The organism is Bacillus sp. TL12, from assembly GCF_022625245.1.
Classification (GTDB): Bacteria; Bacillota; Bacilli; order Bacillales; family Bacillaceae_G; genus Bacillus_A.
On the sequence record NZ_JAJJBY010000017.1, the window covers coordinates 13,440 to 32,835 of the forward strand.

General features: G+C 36.4%; 18 protein-coding genes and 2 pseudogenes. 2 read left to right on the forward strand and 18 right to left on the reverse strand.

The features are described from left to right. Positions 1-14 precede the first annotated feature (14 nt). The 9 genes from LOK41_RS16405 to LOK41_RS16445 form a co-directional block, all read right to left on the reverse strand. Positions 15-1,289 (reverse strand): MDR family MFS transporter, encoded by a 1,275-nt coding sequence (locus LOK41_RS16405; RefSeq protein ID WP_241817453.1) that lies wholly within the window; start codon positions 1,287-1,289, stop codon positions 15-17. A 108-nt stretch (positions 1,290-1,397) separates the two neighbouring features. Next, positions 1,398-2,813 (reverse strand): branched-chain amino acid transporter BcaP, encoded by a 1,416-nt coding sequence (bcaP, locus tag LOK41_RS16410; protein WP_174103513.1) that lies wholly within the window; start codon positions 2,811-2,813, stop codon positions 1,398-1,400. A 336-nt stretch (positions 2,814-3,149) separates the two neighbouring features. Then, on the reverse strand, positions 3,150-4,322 hold the full coding sequence (locus tag LOK41_RS16415; protein WP_241817454.1) for a homogentisate 1,2-dioxygenase: 1,173 nt from the start codon (positions 4,320-4,322) through the stop codon (positions 3,150-3,152). Next, positions 4,288-5,244 carry a fumarylacetoacetate hydrolase family protein gene (locus LOK41_RS16420; RefSeq protein WP_241817455.1) on the reverse strand — a complete coding sequence of 319 codons (957 nt, stop codon included), beginning with the start codon at positions 5,242-5,244 and terminating at the stop codon, positions 4,288-4,290. Before LOK41_RS16420 ends, LOK41_RS16415 begins: the two co-directional genes overlap by 35 nt. A gap of 76 nt (positions 5,245-5,320) precedes the next feature. Beyond that, a complete protein-coding gene (gene hppD / locus LOK41_RS16425; protein ID WP_017154241.1) occupies positions 5,321-6,439 on the reverse strand; it encodes a 4-hydroxyphenylpyruvate dioxygenase in 1,119 nt (372 codons plus the stop codon). Positions 6,440-6,805: 366 nt separating this feature from the next. Beyond that, positions 6,806-6,919 (reverse strand): DUF3948 family protein, encoded by a 114-nt coding sequence (locus tag LOK41_RS16430; protein WP_174103509.1) that lies wholly within the window; start codon positions 6,917-6,919, stop codon positions 6,806-6,808. 61 nt (positions 6,920-6,980) lie between these two features. Further along, on the reverse strand, positions 6,981-7,094 hold the full coding sequence (locus tag LOK41_RS16435) for a DUF3948 family protein (RefSeq protein WP_174103507.1): 114 nt from the start codon (positions 7,092-7,094) through the stop codon (positions 6,981-6,983). Positions 7,095-7,155: 61 nt separating this feature from the next. Beyond that, positions 7,156-7,266, reverse strand: coding sequence for a DUF3948 family protein (locus LOK41_RS16440; RefSeq protein ID WP_174103506.1), 111 nt, complete (start codon positions 7,264-7,266; stop codon positions 7,156-7,158). 77 nt (positions 7,267-7,343) lie between these two features. Continuing rightward, positions 7,344-7,454: a DUF3948 family protein gene (locus LOK41_RS16445; protein WP_018782013.1), complete on the reverse strand. Its 111-nt coding sequence runs from the start codon at positions 7,452-7,454 to the stop codon at positions 7,344-7,346. Positions 7,455-7,877: 423 nt separating this feature from the next. Here LOK41_RS16445 and LOK41_RS16450 point away from each other — a divergent pair, with 423 nt between their 5' ends. Beyond that, a complete protein-coding gene (locus LOK41_RS16450) occupies positions 7,878-8,747 on the forward strand; it encodes a Cof-type HAD-IIB family hydrolase (protein WP_347269317.1) in 870 nt (289 codons plus the stop codon). Positions 8,748-8,981: 234 nt separating this feature from the next. Here LOK41_RS16450 and LOK41_RS16455 read toward each other — a convergent pair whose 3' ends face one another. The 6 genes and pseudogenes from LOK41_RS16455 to LOK41_RS16480 form a co-directional block, all read right to left on the reverse strand. After that, a complete protein-coding gene (locus tag LOK41_RS16455; RefSeq protein WP_241817457.1) occupies positions 8,982-9,947 on the reverse strand; it encodes an ABC transporter ATP-binding protein in 966 nt (321 codons plus the stop codon). Beyond that, on the reverse strand, positions 9,944-10,924 hold the full coding sequence (locus LOK41_RS16460) for an ABC transporter ATP-binding protein (RefSeq protein WP_241817458.1): 981 nt from the start codon (positions 10,922-10,924) through the stop codon (positions 9,944-9,946). Before LOK41_RS16460 ends, LOK41_RS16455 begins: the two co-directional genes overlap by 4 nt. Positions 10,925-10,934: 10 nt before the next feature. After that, positions 10,935-11,852, reverse strand: a complete 918-nt coding sequence (gene opp4C, locus LOK41_RS16465; RefSeq protein WP_241817459.1) for an oligopeptide ABC transporter permease — start codon at positions 11,850-11,852, stop codon at positions 10,935-10,937. 13 nt (positions 11,853-11,865) lie between these two features. Further along, positions 11,866-12,822 carry an ABC transporter permease gene (locus LOK41_RS16470; protein WP_241817460.1) on the reverse strand — a complete coding sequence of 319 codons (957 nt, stop codon included), beginning with the start codon at positions 12,820-12,822 and terminating at the stop codon, positions 11,866-11,868. A gap of 109 nt (positions 12,823-12,931) precedes the next feature. Continuing rightward, a pseudogene (locus LOK41_RS16475) lies at positions 12,932-14,667 on the reverse strand (ABC transporter substrate-binding protein). Positions 14,668-14,911: 244 nt separating this feature from the next. Next, positions 14,912-15,652, reverse strand: a pseudogene (locus tag LOK41_RS16480) (ABC transporter substrate-binding protein); the annotation flags it as partial. Positions 15,653-15,764: 112 nt separating this feature from the next. On the opposite strand from LOK41_RS16480, the gene LOK41_RS16485 reads away from it, so the two are divergent. Further along, on the forward strand, positions 15,765-15,962 hold the full coding sequence (locus LOK41_RS16485; protein WP_174102624.1) for a hypothetical protein: 198 nt from the start codon (positions 15,765-15,767) through the stop codon (positions 15,960-15,962). A 17-nt stretch (positions 15,963-15,979) separates the two neighbouring features. Here the strand turns inward: LOK41_RS16485 and LOK41_RS16490 are convergent, their stop codons facing one another. Genes LOK41_RS16490 through LOK41_RS16500 form a run of 3 tightly spaced genes read right to left on the reverse strand, consistent with a single transcriptional unit; the run spans position 15,980 to position 19,281 of the window. Next, positions 15,980-17,125: an ABC transporter permease gene (locus LOK41_RS16490; RefSeq protein WP_241817461.1), complete on the reverse strand. Its 1,146-nt coding sequence runs from the start codon at positions 17,123-17,125 to the stop codon at positions 15,980-15,982. 11 nt (positions 17,126-17,136) lie between these two features. After that, positions 17,137-18,333 (reverse strand): ABC transporter permease, encoded by a 1,197-nt coding sequence (locus tag LOK41_RS16495; RefSeq protein WP_241817462.1) that lies wholly within the window; start codon positions 18,331-18,333, stop codon positions 17,137-17,139. Between the two features lie 15 nt (positions 18,334-18,348). Beyond that, positions 18,349-19,281, reverse strand: a complete 933-nt coding sequence (locus tag LOK41_RS16500; RefSeq protein ID WP_241817463.1) for an ABC transporter ATP-binding protein — start codon at positions 19,279-19,281, stop codon at positions 18,349-18,351. Positions 19,282-19,396 lie beyond the last annotated feature (115 nt).

A 19,396-nucleotide genomic window follows, 5' to 3' on the forward strand; every position in this document is an offset into this window, starting at 1 on the left:
ATGTCACTTATTGATTAAGAAGATTGTTTCGCTACCGTTCCTTTTTGTCTCTGTTCTACAAGACGATCTAAAGAAATATATACAAGACCCGCTACTACACAGCCTACTCCTAATATCGTAAACAATAAATGCCCTAACAATCGATCAAGTAAAAATCCGCCAAGAAGCGGTCCAAATGCATTTCCTGTAATCCACTGTAAACTTGCTGCACCCATATATGTCCCGCGTAAATGTTCTGGTGCTAAATTGGCCACAAATGTCATTTGTACAGGCGACATAATCATTTCACCTAGCGTATATACCGCATAAACGACTAATAATGTTATTAAAATAACCGTAGCGTTTGTCCCAAGTTCACCAAACCACTTTGGAAGCCAACCGATGAAAAACAACCCAACTCCAAATAACCACGCCCCATATAACATCGTTCTTCCAACAGGTTTATCTGTTGCCCATTTTGAAATTTGAAATTGAAATAAGACAACTAGTAAGCCATTTAAAGCCATTAAATATGGATAAGGATTATTTTTACCAAACATCTCTTTCATTTCATTATCAAAATGAAGAGGAAGCATACCTTCTGTTTGGGAAAAACCCATAGAAATAATAATACCTGCCAACAAATAAATCATTAACACCTTATCTCGCAGGACAATTTTCCAGACAGCTTCTGATTCCTTTTCTTTATCCTTCCGTTCTTTCAATACAGTTTTCGGCATCGTTTCTTGAATAAGTATTAACACAAGAAGCGCATAAAGTAGCATTGTGGATGAAGCAATAATAAACACCAGATTTTTTGAAAGCACAACTACCGAAGCACCCATAATTGGCCCGATGGCTGCTCCAATATTATGCCCCATTCGTAATAAACCGTACGCCTCCGTCCTTTTCTCAGGCGCTGTCACATCCGCTACCATCGCTGATGCCGCTGGATGAAATAACGAATTACTTAATCCTAAAAGAATAGACAAAATAGCATAAGGAATAAATCCTTCTATAAATAAAAAGCCGAGCATCAACACTGCATTACTCGCCATTGAAACGATCATAATCGGCTTTCTACCATATATATCAGCAATTCTGCCTCCTATCAAAGAACCAAAACTTGCCGCAATTGGAGAAAGCGCCATAATAATCCCCACTTGTAATAAAGAATCTACCTTATCTTTTAAATACAATGCAAAAAATGGCATTAACATCATCATTGCAATTCCATTCAATGTTTCCCCGATAAAACGGATCCATACGTTGCGATCCATCGCTTGTAACTCACGCCATGTCTGTTTCATTTACAACACTCCTTTAATTGGCCACTCCTTATCTTATATTAATTTTAGAAAAATGTAAATTTTCAAAACAAAAGATCCGTTCTATTCTATTTAGAACGGATCTTTTCTCTATAAATTCGCTACATCTTCTTCATCTTTTTTATTATTTAAAACACTATGCTTTCGACTATATAGGAAGTAAACGGCTACACCAATCACCATCCAGATACCAAAGCTCATCCATGCAGTTGCTGATAATTGAAGCATTAAATATAAACAAAAGATAACTGTTAACGCAGGTAAAACTGGTACAAGTGGCGCTTTAAAAGCACGTGGTAGATCTGGATGTGTTTTTCTCATTACGATAACTGCAACCGCCACAAGTGCAAAAGCAGATAATGTTCCCATGTTTACAAGGTGTGCTAATACATTTAAATCGATAAGCCCCGAAATAAGTGCTGCAATAATCCCTGTTGTCCATGTATTTAAAAATGGTGTTTTAAATTTCGGATGAACTTTTGCAAGACGCTTCGGTAATAACCCATCACGACTCATTGCATATGAAACACGAACCTGCCCATACATCATAACTAACATTACAGTTGTAATCCCTGTAATTGCTCCTACCGAGATAACACCCGCTAAACCATCTTGTCCAATAAACTGAAGTGCGAAAGCTACCGGATCAGAAATATTCAGCTGACCATAAGGTACAATCCCTGTCAAAATAAGTGAAACAATGATATAAAGAATTGTACAAATAAGTAATGATGCTATAATGCCAATTGGTAAATCACGTTGCGGACGTTTTACCTCCTCAGCTGCCGTTGATACAGCATCAAATCCAATGAATGCAAAGAATACTGTTGCAGCCCCAGCCATTACACCATCAAGACCAAACGGCATGAACGGTGTCCAGTTTTCCGGCTTTACATAATTAAAGCCAGCAAAGATAAAGAGTAATACAACTGCTATCTTAATAAAAACCATAATATTGTTTACGCGGGCACTTTCACGTACACCTCTAGATAAAAGAGCAGTCATAATTAAAATGATAATGACAGCTGGTAAATCAATAAGGCCACCCTTTCCTGTTCCAGGTGCAGAAGATAAAATGGTCGGAATATGAATTCCAAAGCCTTTTAATAAGGATTGGAAATAAGCAGACCATCCATTGGCTACCGCAGATGTCGCTAATAGATATTCCAACATTAAATCCCATCCAATTAAAAATGCAAACACCTCTCCCATCGTCGCGTACGTATACGTGTAAACGCTTCCCGAAACCGGGACAGAAGATGCAAATTCTGCGTAGCAAAATGCAGCAAAGGCACATGCTAATGCAGCTATAGCAAATGATAAAATGATAGCTGGTCCAGAATGTTTCGCTGCCACAACACCAGTAAGAACAAAAATCCCTGTTCCAACAATAGCTCCAATCCCAAGCATTGTTAAATCCAGTGCTCCCAATGTTCTTGCTAATGTTTTCTGTTTACTTTCTTGCATTAGTTTCGCAATCGGCTTTTTTTGGAAAATTTGTTTCATAGCATGCACCTCTAGTTTTTTAATTTTCAGAAAATTTTTAATTCGTGTTTTTATTTTACTCATAACATGTTTTTTAGTCAATACTTTTGTCGAAATAAACAGAAAAATACCTAAACAACAAAAAGAATGTAATATAATCAATGCATAGCCCCCCTCATTATCACATTTGTTCACCACATTAAATAAATTTATCATTCGACATAAAAAGGTAAGTAATATACAAATAATGTATATAGTTACATTACTATATCTTTTTATAATTATTTTTGATATTCTATACATTGTCGATTCCAACTAAAAAGAGGCATACTCATAAAATGAGCATGCCTCTTTCTTTTATTTCGTAGTATATGAACCTTCTTCAATCCAACTATACATATATTTCTCATCTTCCGCTTCATGCGCTTGTTTCACAATGCGAAGCGGACGGAATGTATCGATCATCACTGCTAATTCAATTGTTTCTTTTTTTCCTAAGCTTGCTTCTGTTTTTCCAGGATGCGGCCCATGCGGGATACCACTCGGGTGAAGCGTAATTGAGCCTTCTTCTACACCTTTTCTACTCATGAAGTTCCCTTCCACATAATAAAGAACCTCATCACTATTTACGTTACTATGATAATATGGCGCTGGAATTGCGTCTGGATGATAATCATATAAACGCGGCACAAAAGAACAAATAACAAAGTTATGCCCTTCAAAAGTTTGATGGACTGGCGGTGGCTGATGAATACGACCTGTAATTGGTTCAAAATCCTCCACATTAAAGACCCAAGGATATAAGTAGCCATCCCATCCGACAACATCTAATGGGTGATGCTGCATAATATGTTTATGCATATATCCTCTCGACTTTGTCATGACCACAAATTCGCCTTTTTCATCATATGTCTCTAACTTCTCTGGTCCCCTGATATCCCTTTCACAGAAAGGACTATGTTCTAACAATTGACCATACTCATTACGATAACGACGCGGTGTTGTAATTTGGCTATTCGCTTCTACAACAAGAAACTTAGACTCTCCCTCATCTGGAATAACACGATAAATTGTTCCGATTGGAATCGTTACATAATCACCTTTACGATAATGAATCGTTCCAAACATTGTCTCAATTTTCCCAGTTCCATAATGAACAAATAACATTTCATCTCCATCACCATTGCGATAGAAATAATCCATTTTTTCTGTCGGATTCACAACACCTATTAATAAATCCTCATTCCCTAATATAAAGTTCCTTCCACTTACTGCATCACCAGTTTTTCTATTCTCTTTCGTGCGAAAATGACGATGAGCAAGCGCTACATCTTCTTCATACTGCAACTGACAGGAATGCGCTAGCGCGGCGTGTCCTACTTCAGTTGGCATATAATGATGATACAAAATAGATTGTGTACCAGAGAAACCTTTCGTTCCCATCACCTGTTCACGATAAAGTGATCCATCTTCTTTACGAAATTGCACATGTCGTTTATGAGGAAGCTCCCCCATGTGACGATAATACATGCCCATCACCCGCTTTCATTTCTTTTTTCACTGTATTACGCAATGTGCCAAGCCCAGTGATTGTAAGTTCTACAACGTCACCATCTTGTAACCACTTTTCTGTACCAAGTTCTAAAATACAGCCAGTACCAACCGTTCCTGAACCAATTACATCTCCTGGATATAACGTAACATCCGCTGAGGCACGTTCTATCATTTCTGCAAACGTATAGTAAATATCCTGAAAATTCCCTTTAGACAAAAGTTCTCCGTTGACGTGAGTGGTCATTTCTAAGTTATACTGTTCACCTATGCGATAAGCTTCTAACTCCTCTTTCGTAACAAGATATGCTCCTAATGAAGTCGCAAAGTCTTTTCCTTTTGCAGGACCAAGCCCCACTTTCATTTCCTCAGCTTGCAAATCCCTTGCACTCCAATCATTCATAATACAGTAACCGAAAATATATTCTTCGGCTCGTTCACGCGAAATATTTCTTCCCTCTTTCCCAATGACACAAGCAATTTCTAATTCATAGTCAAGCTTTTGAGATTGTTTCGGGCAAGAAACCGTAACGTCTGGTCCAATAACAGCACGGTGATTTGTAAAATAAAAAACCGGAATATCATACCACTCAGGAACAACATCTAAACCACGTCGCCCACGAGCCGTTTTGACATGTTGCTCAAATGCATAAAAATCACGAATACTACCTGGATTGGGAATGGCTGCACAAAGCTGCACATCTTCCAAAGCGTACACGCCACTTGTTGGTTTTCGAATACCACGTACGATTTCTATATATTCATCCGCTTTCTCTAAAAAAGCGAGCATAGATGAAGGAAGAGTTCCATTACTCGCTAGATTCATATCGATGACTTTGTCACCTTCCAGCCAACCTGCACGCATTTCTCCTGAAGGAAGACGAAATGTAATAAATTTCATCACTATTCCTCCTCATCGTTTATATAAAGTGCAACTTTAATCAGTGGGGAGATCTCCCCACTGACCGATAACAATTTTATAGATTTCCGCGGCGCTCTTGTTCTCTTTCAATGGATTCGAATAAAGCCTTAAAGTTTCCTTCTCCGAATCCACGAGAACCTTTACGCTGAATAATTTCAATAAATAATGTTGGACGATCCACGATTGGCTTCGTGAAGATTTGTAGCAAGTAACCTTCTTCATCACGATCCACAAGAATCTTCAGTTCTTTTAACTTATCAACTTCTTCATCGATTTCACCAACGCGCGCTGTTAACTCATCATAATATGTGTCTGGTGTATCTAAAAATTCAACTCCATTGGCACGAAGCGCTTTAACTGTTTTCACAATATCATTTGTCAATAATGCTAAATGCTGTACACCTGCACCATTATAAAACTCTAAGTATTCTTGGATTTGTGATTTACGCTTTCCATCTGCCGGTTCATTAATTGGGAACTTAATACGACTTCCATTTGTCATAACTTTTGACATTAAAGCGGAATATTCCGTACTAATATCATCATCATCAAAATGAATCATTTGTTTAAAGCCCATAACGTTTTCATAATAGCTAACCCATTCTTCCATTTTTTCAACGTTACCAACAACGTGATCCACAGCGATTAATCCTGATTCTTCACTTGGAATATTGAATTCAACTTCTTCATAACCAGGCATAAATTTACCTTTATAATTTTTACGCTCCACAAGAGTATGGATTGTATCGCCATACGTACCGATAACAGCCTTTTTTAATGTTCCATGCTCATCCGTTAATTCTTCCGGCGGAGCAATCGCAACAGCACCTCGTTTTACAGCCTCCGAATAGGCCTTTTCAACATCGTCAACAAGTAAAGCTACGTCTTTTACTCCATCACCATGAGTTTTTACAAATTCCGCAATACGGCTCTCACTATTTAAAGTTCCAGACACAACAAAACGCATGTTTTTTTGCACAAGAACATACGATACCTTTTCGCGATTTCCTGTTTCCAATCCAGAATAGGCAACAATTTTAAACCCAAACGCTCTCGCAAGGTAATAACTTGATTGCTTTGCATTTCCTACATAAAATTCTAAATGATCGACATCACGTACCGGAAAGAAATCCTCCATTTGTGCAGCTAACGTATCCATAGATTTTTGTTTCATAAATTCCTCATCCCCCTGTAAATAAATTAAATATTACATACTTTAAAGAAATCGAAAACGCTTCCAGATATCACTAAAAAATTAGTTAGCAAGCTAACAAATTTCTGACTCTTAAAATTTTCTATCTTTTCTGTCAAATTCCTCTTTTTTTCTCTCATATAAAATTCGACTTTTTTCTCTTTACAGTAATAGGGAATTCCTACATATAAGGATATGATTGAATGATGTGGGTATAGAACAAATGAAAAAGCTAGTAGAATACAAAAAAGACTCTAACATATTAACTATCTATAATATGTTAGAGTCTTTATTTTTTTTGAATAATGGTACGAATAACATATGAGAAATTCCTCTTATCTATACTCATCATACTAATACATTTGCAAGGAATACAATAAATGCTGTTAATACTGCCGCTCCACCTGCTGCCCCTAATAAATCCATTTTTGTTACTTGTAATACTTGTTCCATACTCCTCATTCTCCTTTCAACTTTATTTTAAAACTCCTTATACAACTTCATTACTTGTACAAAACTTCTATTATACTAAAACGTTAGAAAGAAATACGATTAATGCTGTTAATACTGCTGTTCCACCTGCTGCCCCTAATAAATCCATTTTTGTTACTTGTAATACTTGTTCCATACTCCTCATTCTCCTTTCAACTTTATTTTAAAACTCCTTACACAACTTCATTACTTGTACAAAACTTCTATTATACTAATGCACTTGAAAGAAATACGATTAATGCTGTTAGTACTGTTGCTACTCCTGCTGATCCTAATAAATCCATTTTTGTTAGTTGTAATACTTCTTTGTTTTCCATATTTCCCATTCTCCCTTCAATTCATAACTTTCTTTTTATGTAATACGATTCGTTCTACTGCTTGTACAAAGTTTCTATTATACTAAAACGTTAGAAAGAAGTACGATTAATGCTGTTAATACTGCCGCTCCACCCGCTGATCCTAAGAAATCCATTTTTGTTACTTGTAATACTTGTTCGATTTTCATATTTACTCTCTCCTTATTAATAGATATTTATATATAATTCCGAAGAAATGATTAATTCATAGTTTTTATCTTAACGTTACATTAAATTATTTCGTGTAACGTTTGTAACATTAATGTAACATAAGTTTTTCTACACTGCAATATAAATACGTAAAATTTATTACATTTTTTTTACGAAATTATTCAAAGGTATTCATAAACCCCTTTATATAGCATTTTTAAACACGTACACGTTTGTAACATTAATGTAATATTACAGTTACACAATAAAAAAGTAGTAAAAAGAGTCATAAATAGCTCTTCTACTACTTTTTATTTCAAAAATATAATTCTTCTATACACTAACATTTCCATAAAGTCCAAGATAAGTTTATATGTTTCCTAAAGATAACTATGTATAATAAAACCAAAGAGGTGGTCATTTTGAAATTAATCGCACTAGATATGGATGGTACATTACTATCATCTAATCTCGAAATCTCCAAAGAGAACTTACAAGCTATCCGCACTGCTCAAGCAGCTGGTCATATTGTAATGATTTGTTCTGGTCGTGCAAAAGAAGATGCTTTAAAGCTATTGGAAGAGTATCAATTATCACTTCCAGTTGGAGCAAGCAATGGGGCAATTGTTTATGTTGACGGAAAAGTAATTAACGCACGTTGTTTACAAAATGATAAAGTATACAAACTTGCAAAATTGCTAGAATCTGAAGGGTTTCCATATAAGTTGTACACAAATAAAGGAGTTTATGCTCCTTCTACATGGCAAGAAAAAGTTATGCATGCATTTGAGGAAAACAAGCATACACTAGATGTTTCACTAGAAGAACTTGAACGAATCACAGAAAAACAAAAGAAATCAAACTTAATTACCGATTTCCAAAAAATTGAGGATGCTGTAAATAATCCTGAATTAGAAATCTCGAAATTCTTCATTTTAACGTTTAATGCAGAGCATCGTTCACAACTACTGCATGTTTTACAAGAAGATACGGAAATTATGGTCACAGCATCCGCTCCAACAAATTTAGAAATCATGGACAAGCATGGCCATAAAGGAAATGGATTGCAAGAAATGGCATCTTATTTCAACATTCCAATTCAAGATACAATCGCAATCGGGGACAACTTTAACGATGTACCAATGCTTGAAGTCGCTGGTTTATCTGTTGCAATGGGAAATGCTGAGGAAGATGTAAAGAAATTATGTGATGTTATTACATTAACAAATGACGAGCATGGTGTTGCACATGCAATTGAGCAGTATGTATTGCAACCATCATCAAGTAAATAAAATAAGGACTCTTTCATAATCGGAAAGAGTCCTTTTCTCTTATTTTTGTGTCGCTATTTGCCGAATGGTCGATATCCTTTGTCGAATCGCTGATATATTTCAATTTGCGCCGATATATGGTGAGAAACGGTCGATATATTCGAAAAATCGCCGATAAAATTTCATTTACCATTTTGCGCGCCATGCCTCATCTACAATATTTCATAAAGTTTCCTTATAGTGAGCCATTTTCTTTTACACATGATGACAAGCAACAAGATGTCCTTCCCCAACATCACGAAATTCCGGTATAGTCTGCTTACAAATATCTGTTGCAAACGGGCAACGTGTATGAAAGCGGCAGCCTGAGGGTGGATTCGCTGGGCTTGGAATATCCCCCTGCAAAATAATTCGTTCTCGCTTAACGGTTGGATCAGGGATTGGTACCGCAGATAACAACGCCTTTGTATACGGATGAAGCGGATTTGCAAACAACTCATCACGGGGAGCAGTTTCCACGATTGTCCCTAAATACATAATTCCTATTTTCGTACATAAGTGTTCTACAACACTTAAATCATGCGAAATAAATAAGTAAGATAAACCTTTTTTCTCTCGTAACTCACTGAATAAATTAATGATTTGTGCTTGAATCGATACATCTAACGCCGCAACAGGTTCATCAGCAACAATAAATTCTGGGTTTAATACCATTGCCCTTGCAATAACGATTCGTTGACGTTGTCCCCCAGAAAATTCATGTGGATAACGATCAATGTGATATGGTGCTAATCCACACAATTCTAGTACTTCTAAGACCTTTTCACGAACATTTTCTTTTGTCGCTAGTCCATGCGCCAACATCGGTTCACCGAGCGCTTCTCCAATGCACATCCGTGGATTTAATGAACTAAACGGATCTTGGAATACAAGTTGCATATTAGGACGATATTTTTGCAGTTCTTCTTTCGATAGCGTGTGAACATCTTGCCCTTTAAATTTCACTTCACCTTCTGTTTTTTGAACGAGACGAAGAATTGTTTTACCAATTGTCGTTTTTCCACTTCCAGATTCACCAACTAAGCCAAATACTTCCCCTTTATTAATTGTAAAACTAACTCCATCTACCGCCTTTACATGCCCAATTGTTCTACTAAATACGCCGCCTTTAATCGGAAAATACGTTTTTAAATTCTTTACTTCTAATAACGGTTCACTCATTGCTCAGCACGCTCCTCATATAACCAGCAAGCTACGTTATGATTACCTTCATGCCCTTTAAGGTCTGGCGCTTCATTTTTGCATATGGCCATGCAATGTTCACAGCGGCCACTAAAGTAGCAAAATTCACCTAAGCCAACTAAGTTTGGAACTTGCCCTGGAATTGAATATAGTTTATCTGTTCGTTTTCCCATTACCGGTTTTGACTTTAATAGCCCTTTTGTATATGGGTGTTTCGGATTTTGGAATAGCTCTAGTACAGGTGCTTCTTCAATGACTTTTCCGCCATACATCACAACAACATAATCTGCCATTTCCGCTACAACACCTAAATCATGTGTAATTAATAAAATAGATGTTTTAAATTCTTCCTTTATCTGTCTCAATAAATCTAATATTTGCGCTTGAATCGTAACATCAAGAGCTGTTGTTGGTTCATCAGCAATTAACAACTTTGGATTACAACTAAGCGCAACTGCAATCATAATTCGCTGTAACATTCCACCACTCAGTTCATGTGGATAAGAATGAACAATCTCATCTGCACGCGCTATACCGACTTTGCGAATTAATTCGATTGCCCTTTTATATGCTTCATTTTTACTAAGTAACTCATGCTCCCTTAACGTCTCAACAATTTGCTCTCCCACAGTAAAAACCGGGTTAAGAGATGTCATCGGCTCTTGGAAAATCATCGCAATGTCATTTCCTCTTAAACTACGAAGTTCTTTCTCTTTCATGTCCAAAAGACTTTGCCCTTCATAAAGGATATCACCGCCAACAATGCCGCCAGATTCAGCAATAAGTCCCATAATAGATAAAGCTGTTACACTTTTCCCACAACCTGATTCTCCTACTACACAAACTGTTTCACCTTCTCGAACTGAAAAACTAACATGATTAACGGCCTTTACAGTACCTTCTTCAGTTTGAAAATGTGTTTGTAAATCCTTTAGCTCTACTACTGCTTTACTCATGCTTCCTCACCTACCGCTTCATCTTTGGATCCAATGCATCACGAAGTGCATCACCAAGTAAGTTAATTGATACAACTGTTATAAAAATCGCAAAACCAGGCGGAATCCATAACCATGGACGCTTTTGGAAATCGATTAATGAGTTCGCTGCGCTAATCATATTCCCCCATGATGGTGTAGGTGGAACAACTCCAAGTCCTAAATAACTTAATGCGGATTCGCTTAAAATAGCTCCTGCCACACCTAACGTCGCTACAACAATTAGCAAAGGAAATACATTCGGAATTAAGTGGTACAAAATTTTTCGATAATCCCTTAATCCTAGTACATCAGCAGCTTGCATAAATGATTGTTCTCGAAGCGACAAGATCTGTCCTCGTACCAGACGTGCAAGTCCCGGCCATCCAATCAAACTTAACATGATCATAACAACATACAGTCGATATTCAGATGGAAGTTTCCATTCTGATAAAATAGCACCCATAATAATAAGTAATGGTAATCCTGGAATAGACATTAACACGTCTGCAATACGCATAATAATATGGTCTACAATACCGCGATAAAAGCCAGAGATAGCTCCTAATAATGCACCGAGTATGACAGATAATATCATCGAAGCTAAGCCAATTGTTAATGAAATTCGTCCCGCTTGCATTAATCGTGTTAAAATATCTCTTCCAAGTTGATCTGTACCAAGCCAATGAGAAAAACTCGGTGGTTTATTAATTTGTGTTACTTGAATTGTTCCAGAAGCATATGGTGAAAAAAATGGTCCAATAAAGCAAAAGAAAAACATAAAAATTAATGTATAAAGACCAAACAATGCTAATTTATTTTTCTTGATTCTCGCAAATGCTTGCCGCCATGGCGAAGTTACATTTCCTTTTTTCTTCTTTTTCTTCTCTACTGTTACAACAGTCTCCATCTTTCTCCCTCCCTTACTTTAATCGAATACGCGGATCGACCATCGCATACACGATGTCTGCTAAAAAGTTTGCGATAACTGTTAGGCAAGAGAGAAACATTGTGAATGCCATTAACACCGTATAATCTCGAAAACTTAACGCTTCTAATTGGATACTTCCAATTCCAGGCCAGTTAAAAATTTGTTCAATAATAATGGCACCAGAGAACAATCCTGGAAGTTCAAATGCCAGTAATGTAATCGCTGGTAAAATTGCATTTTTTAAAGCATGTTTATAAATGACGACTCTTTCCTTCAACCCTTTAGCACGAGCTGTTCGAATATAATCTTGTCTTACAACCTCAAGCATGCTTGTTCTAAAATAACGAGTTAATGATCCAACACCAAGAAGTGTTAAAATAAATACCGGTAAAATCATGTGCCTTAGCACTTCTAGTATGTACGTAAGACCTGTCGAATTACTTCCTATATCAATCATGCCACCGATAGGTAATATGTTCAGATCGACAGCAAATACTTTAATGAAAAATAGCCCGATAAAGAATGATGGAAATGACATCGCAGCAAAGACACCAATTGTTACTAACGTATCAAACCATGAGTGTTGCTTTGTTGCTGAAATAACGCCAACAATAAGTGCAATAATCCAAGTGAAAAATAAAGCCGCCACTGCAACAATAAAAGTATTCCAAATAAATTTATTAAGCAGTGCTGTTACAGGCTCCTGATATTGCAGTGAGAAGCCAAAATCTCCATGTAACGCATTACCTAACCAATGAAAGTATCTTTCAATAATAGGCTTATTTAATCCATACAGTTCTCTTAACTCTTGCGCTCTTTCTGGCGTTAATTTTGGATTTGAATCAACATAATCTCCCGGCAAAAGTGCGAATAAGAAAAAGATAATAATAGATGTACCAAACAATGTAGGAATCATTTGTAGAAACCTACGAATGATATATGTTTTCACCTTTTTGTCTCCCCAATCATAGTGACTTAAAAATAGAAGAACATTTTTTCAAGACAGCACACTCTTATAGCTGTATGAAAAAATGTCTTCTATTTTTCCTTACTTATCCTTATTGTTCAATAGATAAAACAGGTAGGTTTGAACTAATGCTATCGTATTTTTCTGGGTCAATTCCTTTTACACGTGCATTGTGTGCTGAAATACCTTTACGATAATTTAATAAAATTACAGGTGGATCATCGCTTAACTCTTTATACAGTTCTTTATAAATCGGTTTTCTTTTTTCAATATCAACTGTCTCAATACCTTTTTGAATTAATTCATCCACTTTCGGATTATTATAACCAGCAGAGTTATCTGGATGTGTAGATGTAAATTCAGCTATTGCGTCATTTGGATCAGAAAGAATTGGCGTTGCAACAGCAGCTAAATCATAATCAAATTTCCCAAGCTTTGATACAAGAGTATTAAAGTCCATAATTTCCGCATTGAACTCTACACCTAATGCTTTATAGTTTTCTTTTGCAATTGGAATAAATACCTCTTCTTGCTTTCTACCACTTGCTGCATAATAGCTTAACTTTAATTTCTGACCATCTTTTTCACGAATACCGTCAGATCCTACTTTCCAACCAGCTTCGTCTAACAATTTTTTCGCTTTCTCTAAATTGTATTCGTATTGATTGATACCCTTATCATCATACGCCCATGAAGTCGGTGAAATCGGTATGTTGGCAACAGAAGCGTTTCCTTGGAAGTTTGTATCTACATATTTTTTACGATCTAATCCATAAATAAGTGCTTGGCGTACTTTTTTATCTTTTAAATATGGCTTTTTATTATTCATGTAAACAAATGAATATGAACTTACTGTTTCAATATTGAAATTAGCAAAGCCTAAGCTTTTTAATTGTTCAATATTATCATTATTAGCAGCAAATCCATCATAGTCTGTTTCTCCTGTTTGGAATAACTGGAAGCTTGTGTCTGGTGATGTAATTTTATAAATAAAGTTTTTCACTTTCGGCTTACCAGCATAGTAGTGCTCATTTGCTACAAATCGTACTTCTTGGCCCGGAACATACTTCTCAAATTTATAAGGACCTGCCGCAATCGGCTTGCCATATAGGTCTTTTAAATAATCTAAACTTGTATTTTGCTTATAATCTTTACCATAATAAGCTTTAGATAATACTGGTCCGCCTAAAGCAGTTAGAGCCTGAGAATTTACCTTCTCTGTTGTAATTTCAATTGTTTGTGGGTCAACAACCTTAATTCCTTCAATAGATGTTGCTTTTCCCTCTTTATAATCTTTTCCACCCTTAATTGCATATTGTGAAATATCTGAGCCACCCTCATAAGTCTTATCGTGTAGCAATGTTAATGTAAATGCTACATCATCTGCTGTTAGTGGTGAGCCATCACTAAATTTCAAATCTTTTCGTAAGTGGAACGTGTACTTCAATTGGTCAGAAGATACATCCCATTTCTCAGCAAGCTCTGGAACTGGCTTCCCTTGCTTATCTGTTGATACAAGAGACGCAAATATAACGGACGTTACGTTACCATCCCATCCATTTTCTTGGAAATATGGTAAGAACACGCCACCAGGTTTTGAAATCCCGACAATAAGGGTATCTTTTCGTTGTTTCGCTTTTTCAGGGTTTTTTGACTTATCTGTCGCTGTAACCTTCTCTATTTTTAAATCTTTTACATCCTGCTGTTTAGCTGTTTAGCCGGCTCTGTTGAAGCCTTATCCTCCTGTCCCCCACAAGCGGATAATACAAGCGAACTACTCAGTAAGACCGAAAATACACCAGCCCATTTTTTTGACTTTTTCTTCATTGTCCCCACCCTAACTTTTTTAATAATTACACTTTATGAACTGCTTGCCTAATGTATGCCTTCCGAGCAACACGTTTTATATTCCATCGGAAAAGTCGGTTTTAAAATCAAAAAAAACAGATGTTTTATGAGAGGTAATAATCTTATTCCGACTTTTCCGATAGGCTTTGTTGTTATTAGCTTATATCATTCACTATATTTTGTCAATTCTTTCTATATAAATATTTCAAGAATTTTTATAAAACTATTGCTGGATCTTTAATTTAGGTAAACTTAATAATATTCCGTTATAATTATCTTCCTGTAATCCTTGTATTCTCGCATTATGTGCAGATACAACTTTACTATTATTTAAGAATATAACTGGTGGATCTTCACTAAGTTCTTGATATAGTTTCTTATAAATCTCTTTTCTTTTTTCAATGTCTAATGTTTGCAACGCCTCTGTTGCCAATTCATCTACTTTCGGATTATGATACCCATCATAATTTCGCTTACTTGTTGAAACGAATTCTTCAATTGTTCCACTCGGATCATCAATCATTGGCGTAGATACCATCGCTAAGTCGTAATCTCCCTTAATTACTTTTGAAATCATCGTATTAAAGTCCATATATTCAGGGTTAAAGTCTACACCAAGCTTTTTATAACCTTCTTTCATAATCGGGATCATGACATCATTGATTTTACTTGCTGATGAAGCAAAGTAACTTACTTTCAATTTTTGACCATCTTTTTCACGGATTCCATCCGCGCCTTCTTTCCACCCAGCCTCATCAAGTAATTTTTTCGCCTTATTAAAGTTATACTCATACTTATTAATACCTCCTTCTGTATACGCCCAAGAAACAAGAGTAATCGGTACATTAACGAGTGAAGCATATCCTTGGAAGTATGTATCAATCACTTTTTGACGCTCTAATCCGTAAATGAATACTTGGCGGACACGCTTATCTTTAAAGTACGGTTTCTTATATTCCTTTCTCTTTTCCATGTCAATAGTTCTACCTGATCCGAAAGAAACGATGTAAAAATTATTCTATTATGCAACAGACGAGCATAGACTACTAACAAACTACCAAAAAGGGGGCGAAAATATGGACAAACTATTCCAATATGTCTTGCACTATGTTGCATTGACACTCATGATAGTTGGGGCATTGCTACTATTCCCGTTCTTCCCGAAGTTCGTCCTCTTTTTAGCATTTTTCTTTATGCTCGGAATTGCGATCACCATTTCTATAGGGGAAGACGATACACAAAAAGAAAGCAGGGTTCAGCGGGCGAAGCTGTAGACTCTGCTTTCTTTTTTTCAATCATAACGGATTCTTTTTAAACCAATTACAAAAAATACACCAGCAAATAAAATGAGTACACCAACATACCCTGCTATATCTACCAATGTGCCTCCCCTTGCAATTAATTCTGTAAATCCACGCATTGCCCAAGTTTGTGGAACAAAATTTGCTACCTGTTGCATCCATTCCGGTTCTATTTCAATCGGCCAATACAGCCCACTAATCATGCACGTTGAAATCACAACGATATTACCTAAAGCTGATTGTTGCTCAGTTATTTTCACAATACTTGCTAATAATAATGCTAAACCAATTACCGCTAACAACAACGCTGAAACAAGTATGATAATTCCTAATAAACTTCCCCACTGAACACCGAACAAAACATTCGTTAACAACATTAAAATCCCAAACTGAATCCACCCAATTAAAAAGAAGGAAAGTATATATCCTCCAAGTATTTGAGCCTTTGAAACGGGAGCCCCTAATAACCGATACCAAACGCCAAGCTGTCTTGATTTTAAAATCGTGCCCGTTGCACTTAGCATCACAATCATTACAAACAGAATAGAAAATCCTGCAGATCGCCCTGATACGTTATTCAACTTTACCTCCCCAGAGACAATTGATTCCTTTTGAAGCGAAACTGGTTCTGCCTTTGTATCGATCGTTTCATACAGCTTCTCCCAAGACGTTCCTCCTCTTTTCTCCGCATCCCTTGCTGCTGCTACTTCTATTTTCATCTTTTTCATTGCGCTTTGTAACACTTGTTCTACAGATGCTCCTCCTGTAAAATCAGCGCTTGATTGGAATTTAACCTTCTCTACCTTCCCGTCTGCCATACTCTTTTGAAATTCTTTTGGGATTATCACAATACCCGAGGACTTTTTATTTTCGATTTTCTGTTTTGCTTCTTCATATGTTACCTTTTCTATAGAAACTAAATCACTTTTCTCTATTTCTTTATAGTAGGAGTTAGATAATATAGACCCATCTTGGTCAACTAAACTAATATTTACTTTCTCGTTTCCACTTCCACCTAAAAGCCCACCAAAAATAAGTGTAAAAATAATCGGCATTCCAAACATTAATATATAGCTCTGTGGCTTAATTAAAATTTGTTTTAATTCGAGCCAGCAAAGCGCCCAAACTTTCTTCATTGATTCTCCTCCTATCTCGCTTGCAAACGAAATGTTCCGATAATAACAGAAACAACACCTGCAATAGATAAACTTAAGATAACTGGAAGTAACGCATACCAAGATGTACCTGACATAATGTTTAAGAAGCTTGTAAGTGCCCATTTATTCGGAGCAATGCCAGCAATCGTTTGAAGAGTATCCGGAAATACATAGATTGGTAACATTGATCCTCCTAATATAGCTAACAACTGAATTCCAATGCCACCCATTAAATCCGCTGTTTTTTCTTCATGAATCAATGCCGCGATAAGCATAGATAAACCAGAAACACAAATCGCATACGCAATTCCTACTACCGCAATTTGTGAAACATCTTCACCCCAATTCACATGAAATGCGTAATGGGTAGCAACTACAAATACCCCAAATTGTATACAAGCAAATAGTAATGTGCCAAAAAATTTACCTAATAAAATAGCAAAAGAGCTTGTCGGTGTGCTTAATAGTCTCGCTAATGTTTCTGTTCGTTGCTCTGTTATAATCGATTTTGCTCCTACTGTTATGTTAAATAATAAAAACATGACTAACATCGCAGCAGCATAATATTGTATCGCAGTCAATGTTTTTTTACCGATTGTTCCTTCTTCAACTCCATCGGTATTGGACGTCGCCACTGTTTGCAAATTCGTACTTATCTCTTTTGCAACCTGTTCCATACTCCCGGGCTGTAATTTTGCTACATCTGTTACGACAGTCTTAGTAGAAACAGCAATTGTTTGTGCACGATCTGTAAAAGAACGAATGAGTGATTCAGCAATTTTTGTTTGTATATCTTTTGATGGATCAGTAATCAATTTTGGTTCTTTTAATCTTCCATCCTTTATATGTTCGCTCCAACCGCTTGGAATTATGATCCCTACATCAACCTTCTGTTTCTTTAGCAGATTCTCTAACTCTTTTTGCGAGGTTACAATTTCTACTTTCACATCGTCTTCTATTTCTTTTGAATGTAATACATCCTTTTGAAATACATCAGCAAAATCATCTGCACCTTCTTGATAGTAACCAATTACCGTTTTCGGTAACCCTCCGTTATCAAATATGTTACTTAGTGCTGATCCTAAAATAGCTGTTAATAGAAGTGGCATAAGTAACATCATCATAAATCCACGCCGATCTATGAAACGAATTTTTAAATCTTTCCATGCAATAATAAAACTTTTCATAAGCTTCTAACCTCCTCAATCACGAAGTGAACGTCCTGTTAACTGTAAAAAAAGAGCTTCTAAATTTGGTTCTTGTACTTCAAGCTTTAAAATTTGTGCCTGATTTTCTACAACTACCGAAACAACAGTACCAACAGCTTCCCCGTTCTCCAGTCCAATATCAAGAGTATTTGTTTTCTCATCGACGACAACCCGTTCTACAGTGGGGATTGTCTTTACATTCTTCAATAGCTCCTGGGTAAAGCAATTCAATTGCACCTTCACCATAAAGCCATCTGCTAGACGGTTGCATAATTCCCTTTTCGTTCCTAATGCAATTACTTTTCCGTGGTCTACAATCGCAATCCGTTCACATAAATACTCCACTTCTTCCATGTAATGACTTGTATAAATGACGGTCATACCTTTTTCATTTAATCCCTTTACCGTTTCTAAAATATGATTTCGCGATTGCGGGTCAATCCCAACTGTCGGCTCATCCATAATTAATAGCTCTGGTTCATGTATTAATGCTGCACCAATATTAATTCGGCGTTTCATGCCCCCTGAAAATGTTTCAATTTTATCTTTTGCACGATCTTGTAGCCCTACATATGCTAATACTTCATCGGCTCGTTTCTTTGCAACAGCCCCGCTTAACCCATACATTTTCCCCCAAAAGATTAAATTTTCTTTCACTGAAAGTGTAGGATATAAAGCAATATCTTGAGGAACGATTCCGATTTTCCTTTTTGCATCTAACGGATATTCTTTTACAGATTTCCCTCCAACTTTAATATCACCACCATCATATGGAATCAGCCCACAAATCATTGATATCGTCGTCGACTTTCCTGCGCCATTTGGACCAAGCAAGCCAAATGTTTCTCCCTTCTTCACTTCAAAGGATACATTCTTTACAACTTCTTTCTTCCCAAACGATTTTGTAATATGATCTACGACTAACATGTCGATTCAGCCCCTTTGCATTCATCTTCAATCTCATTGTAAAAAAATATCCTCTTTCTTCCATCACCCTTAAGATAGAAATATAAAATAAAAAAAGCAGCATCATTTGCTACTT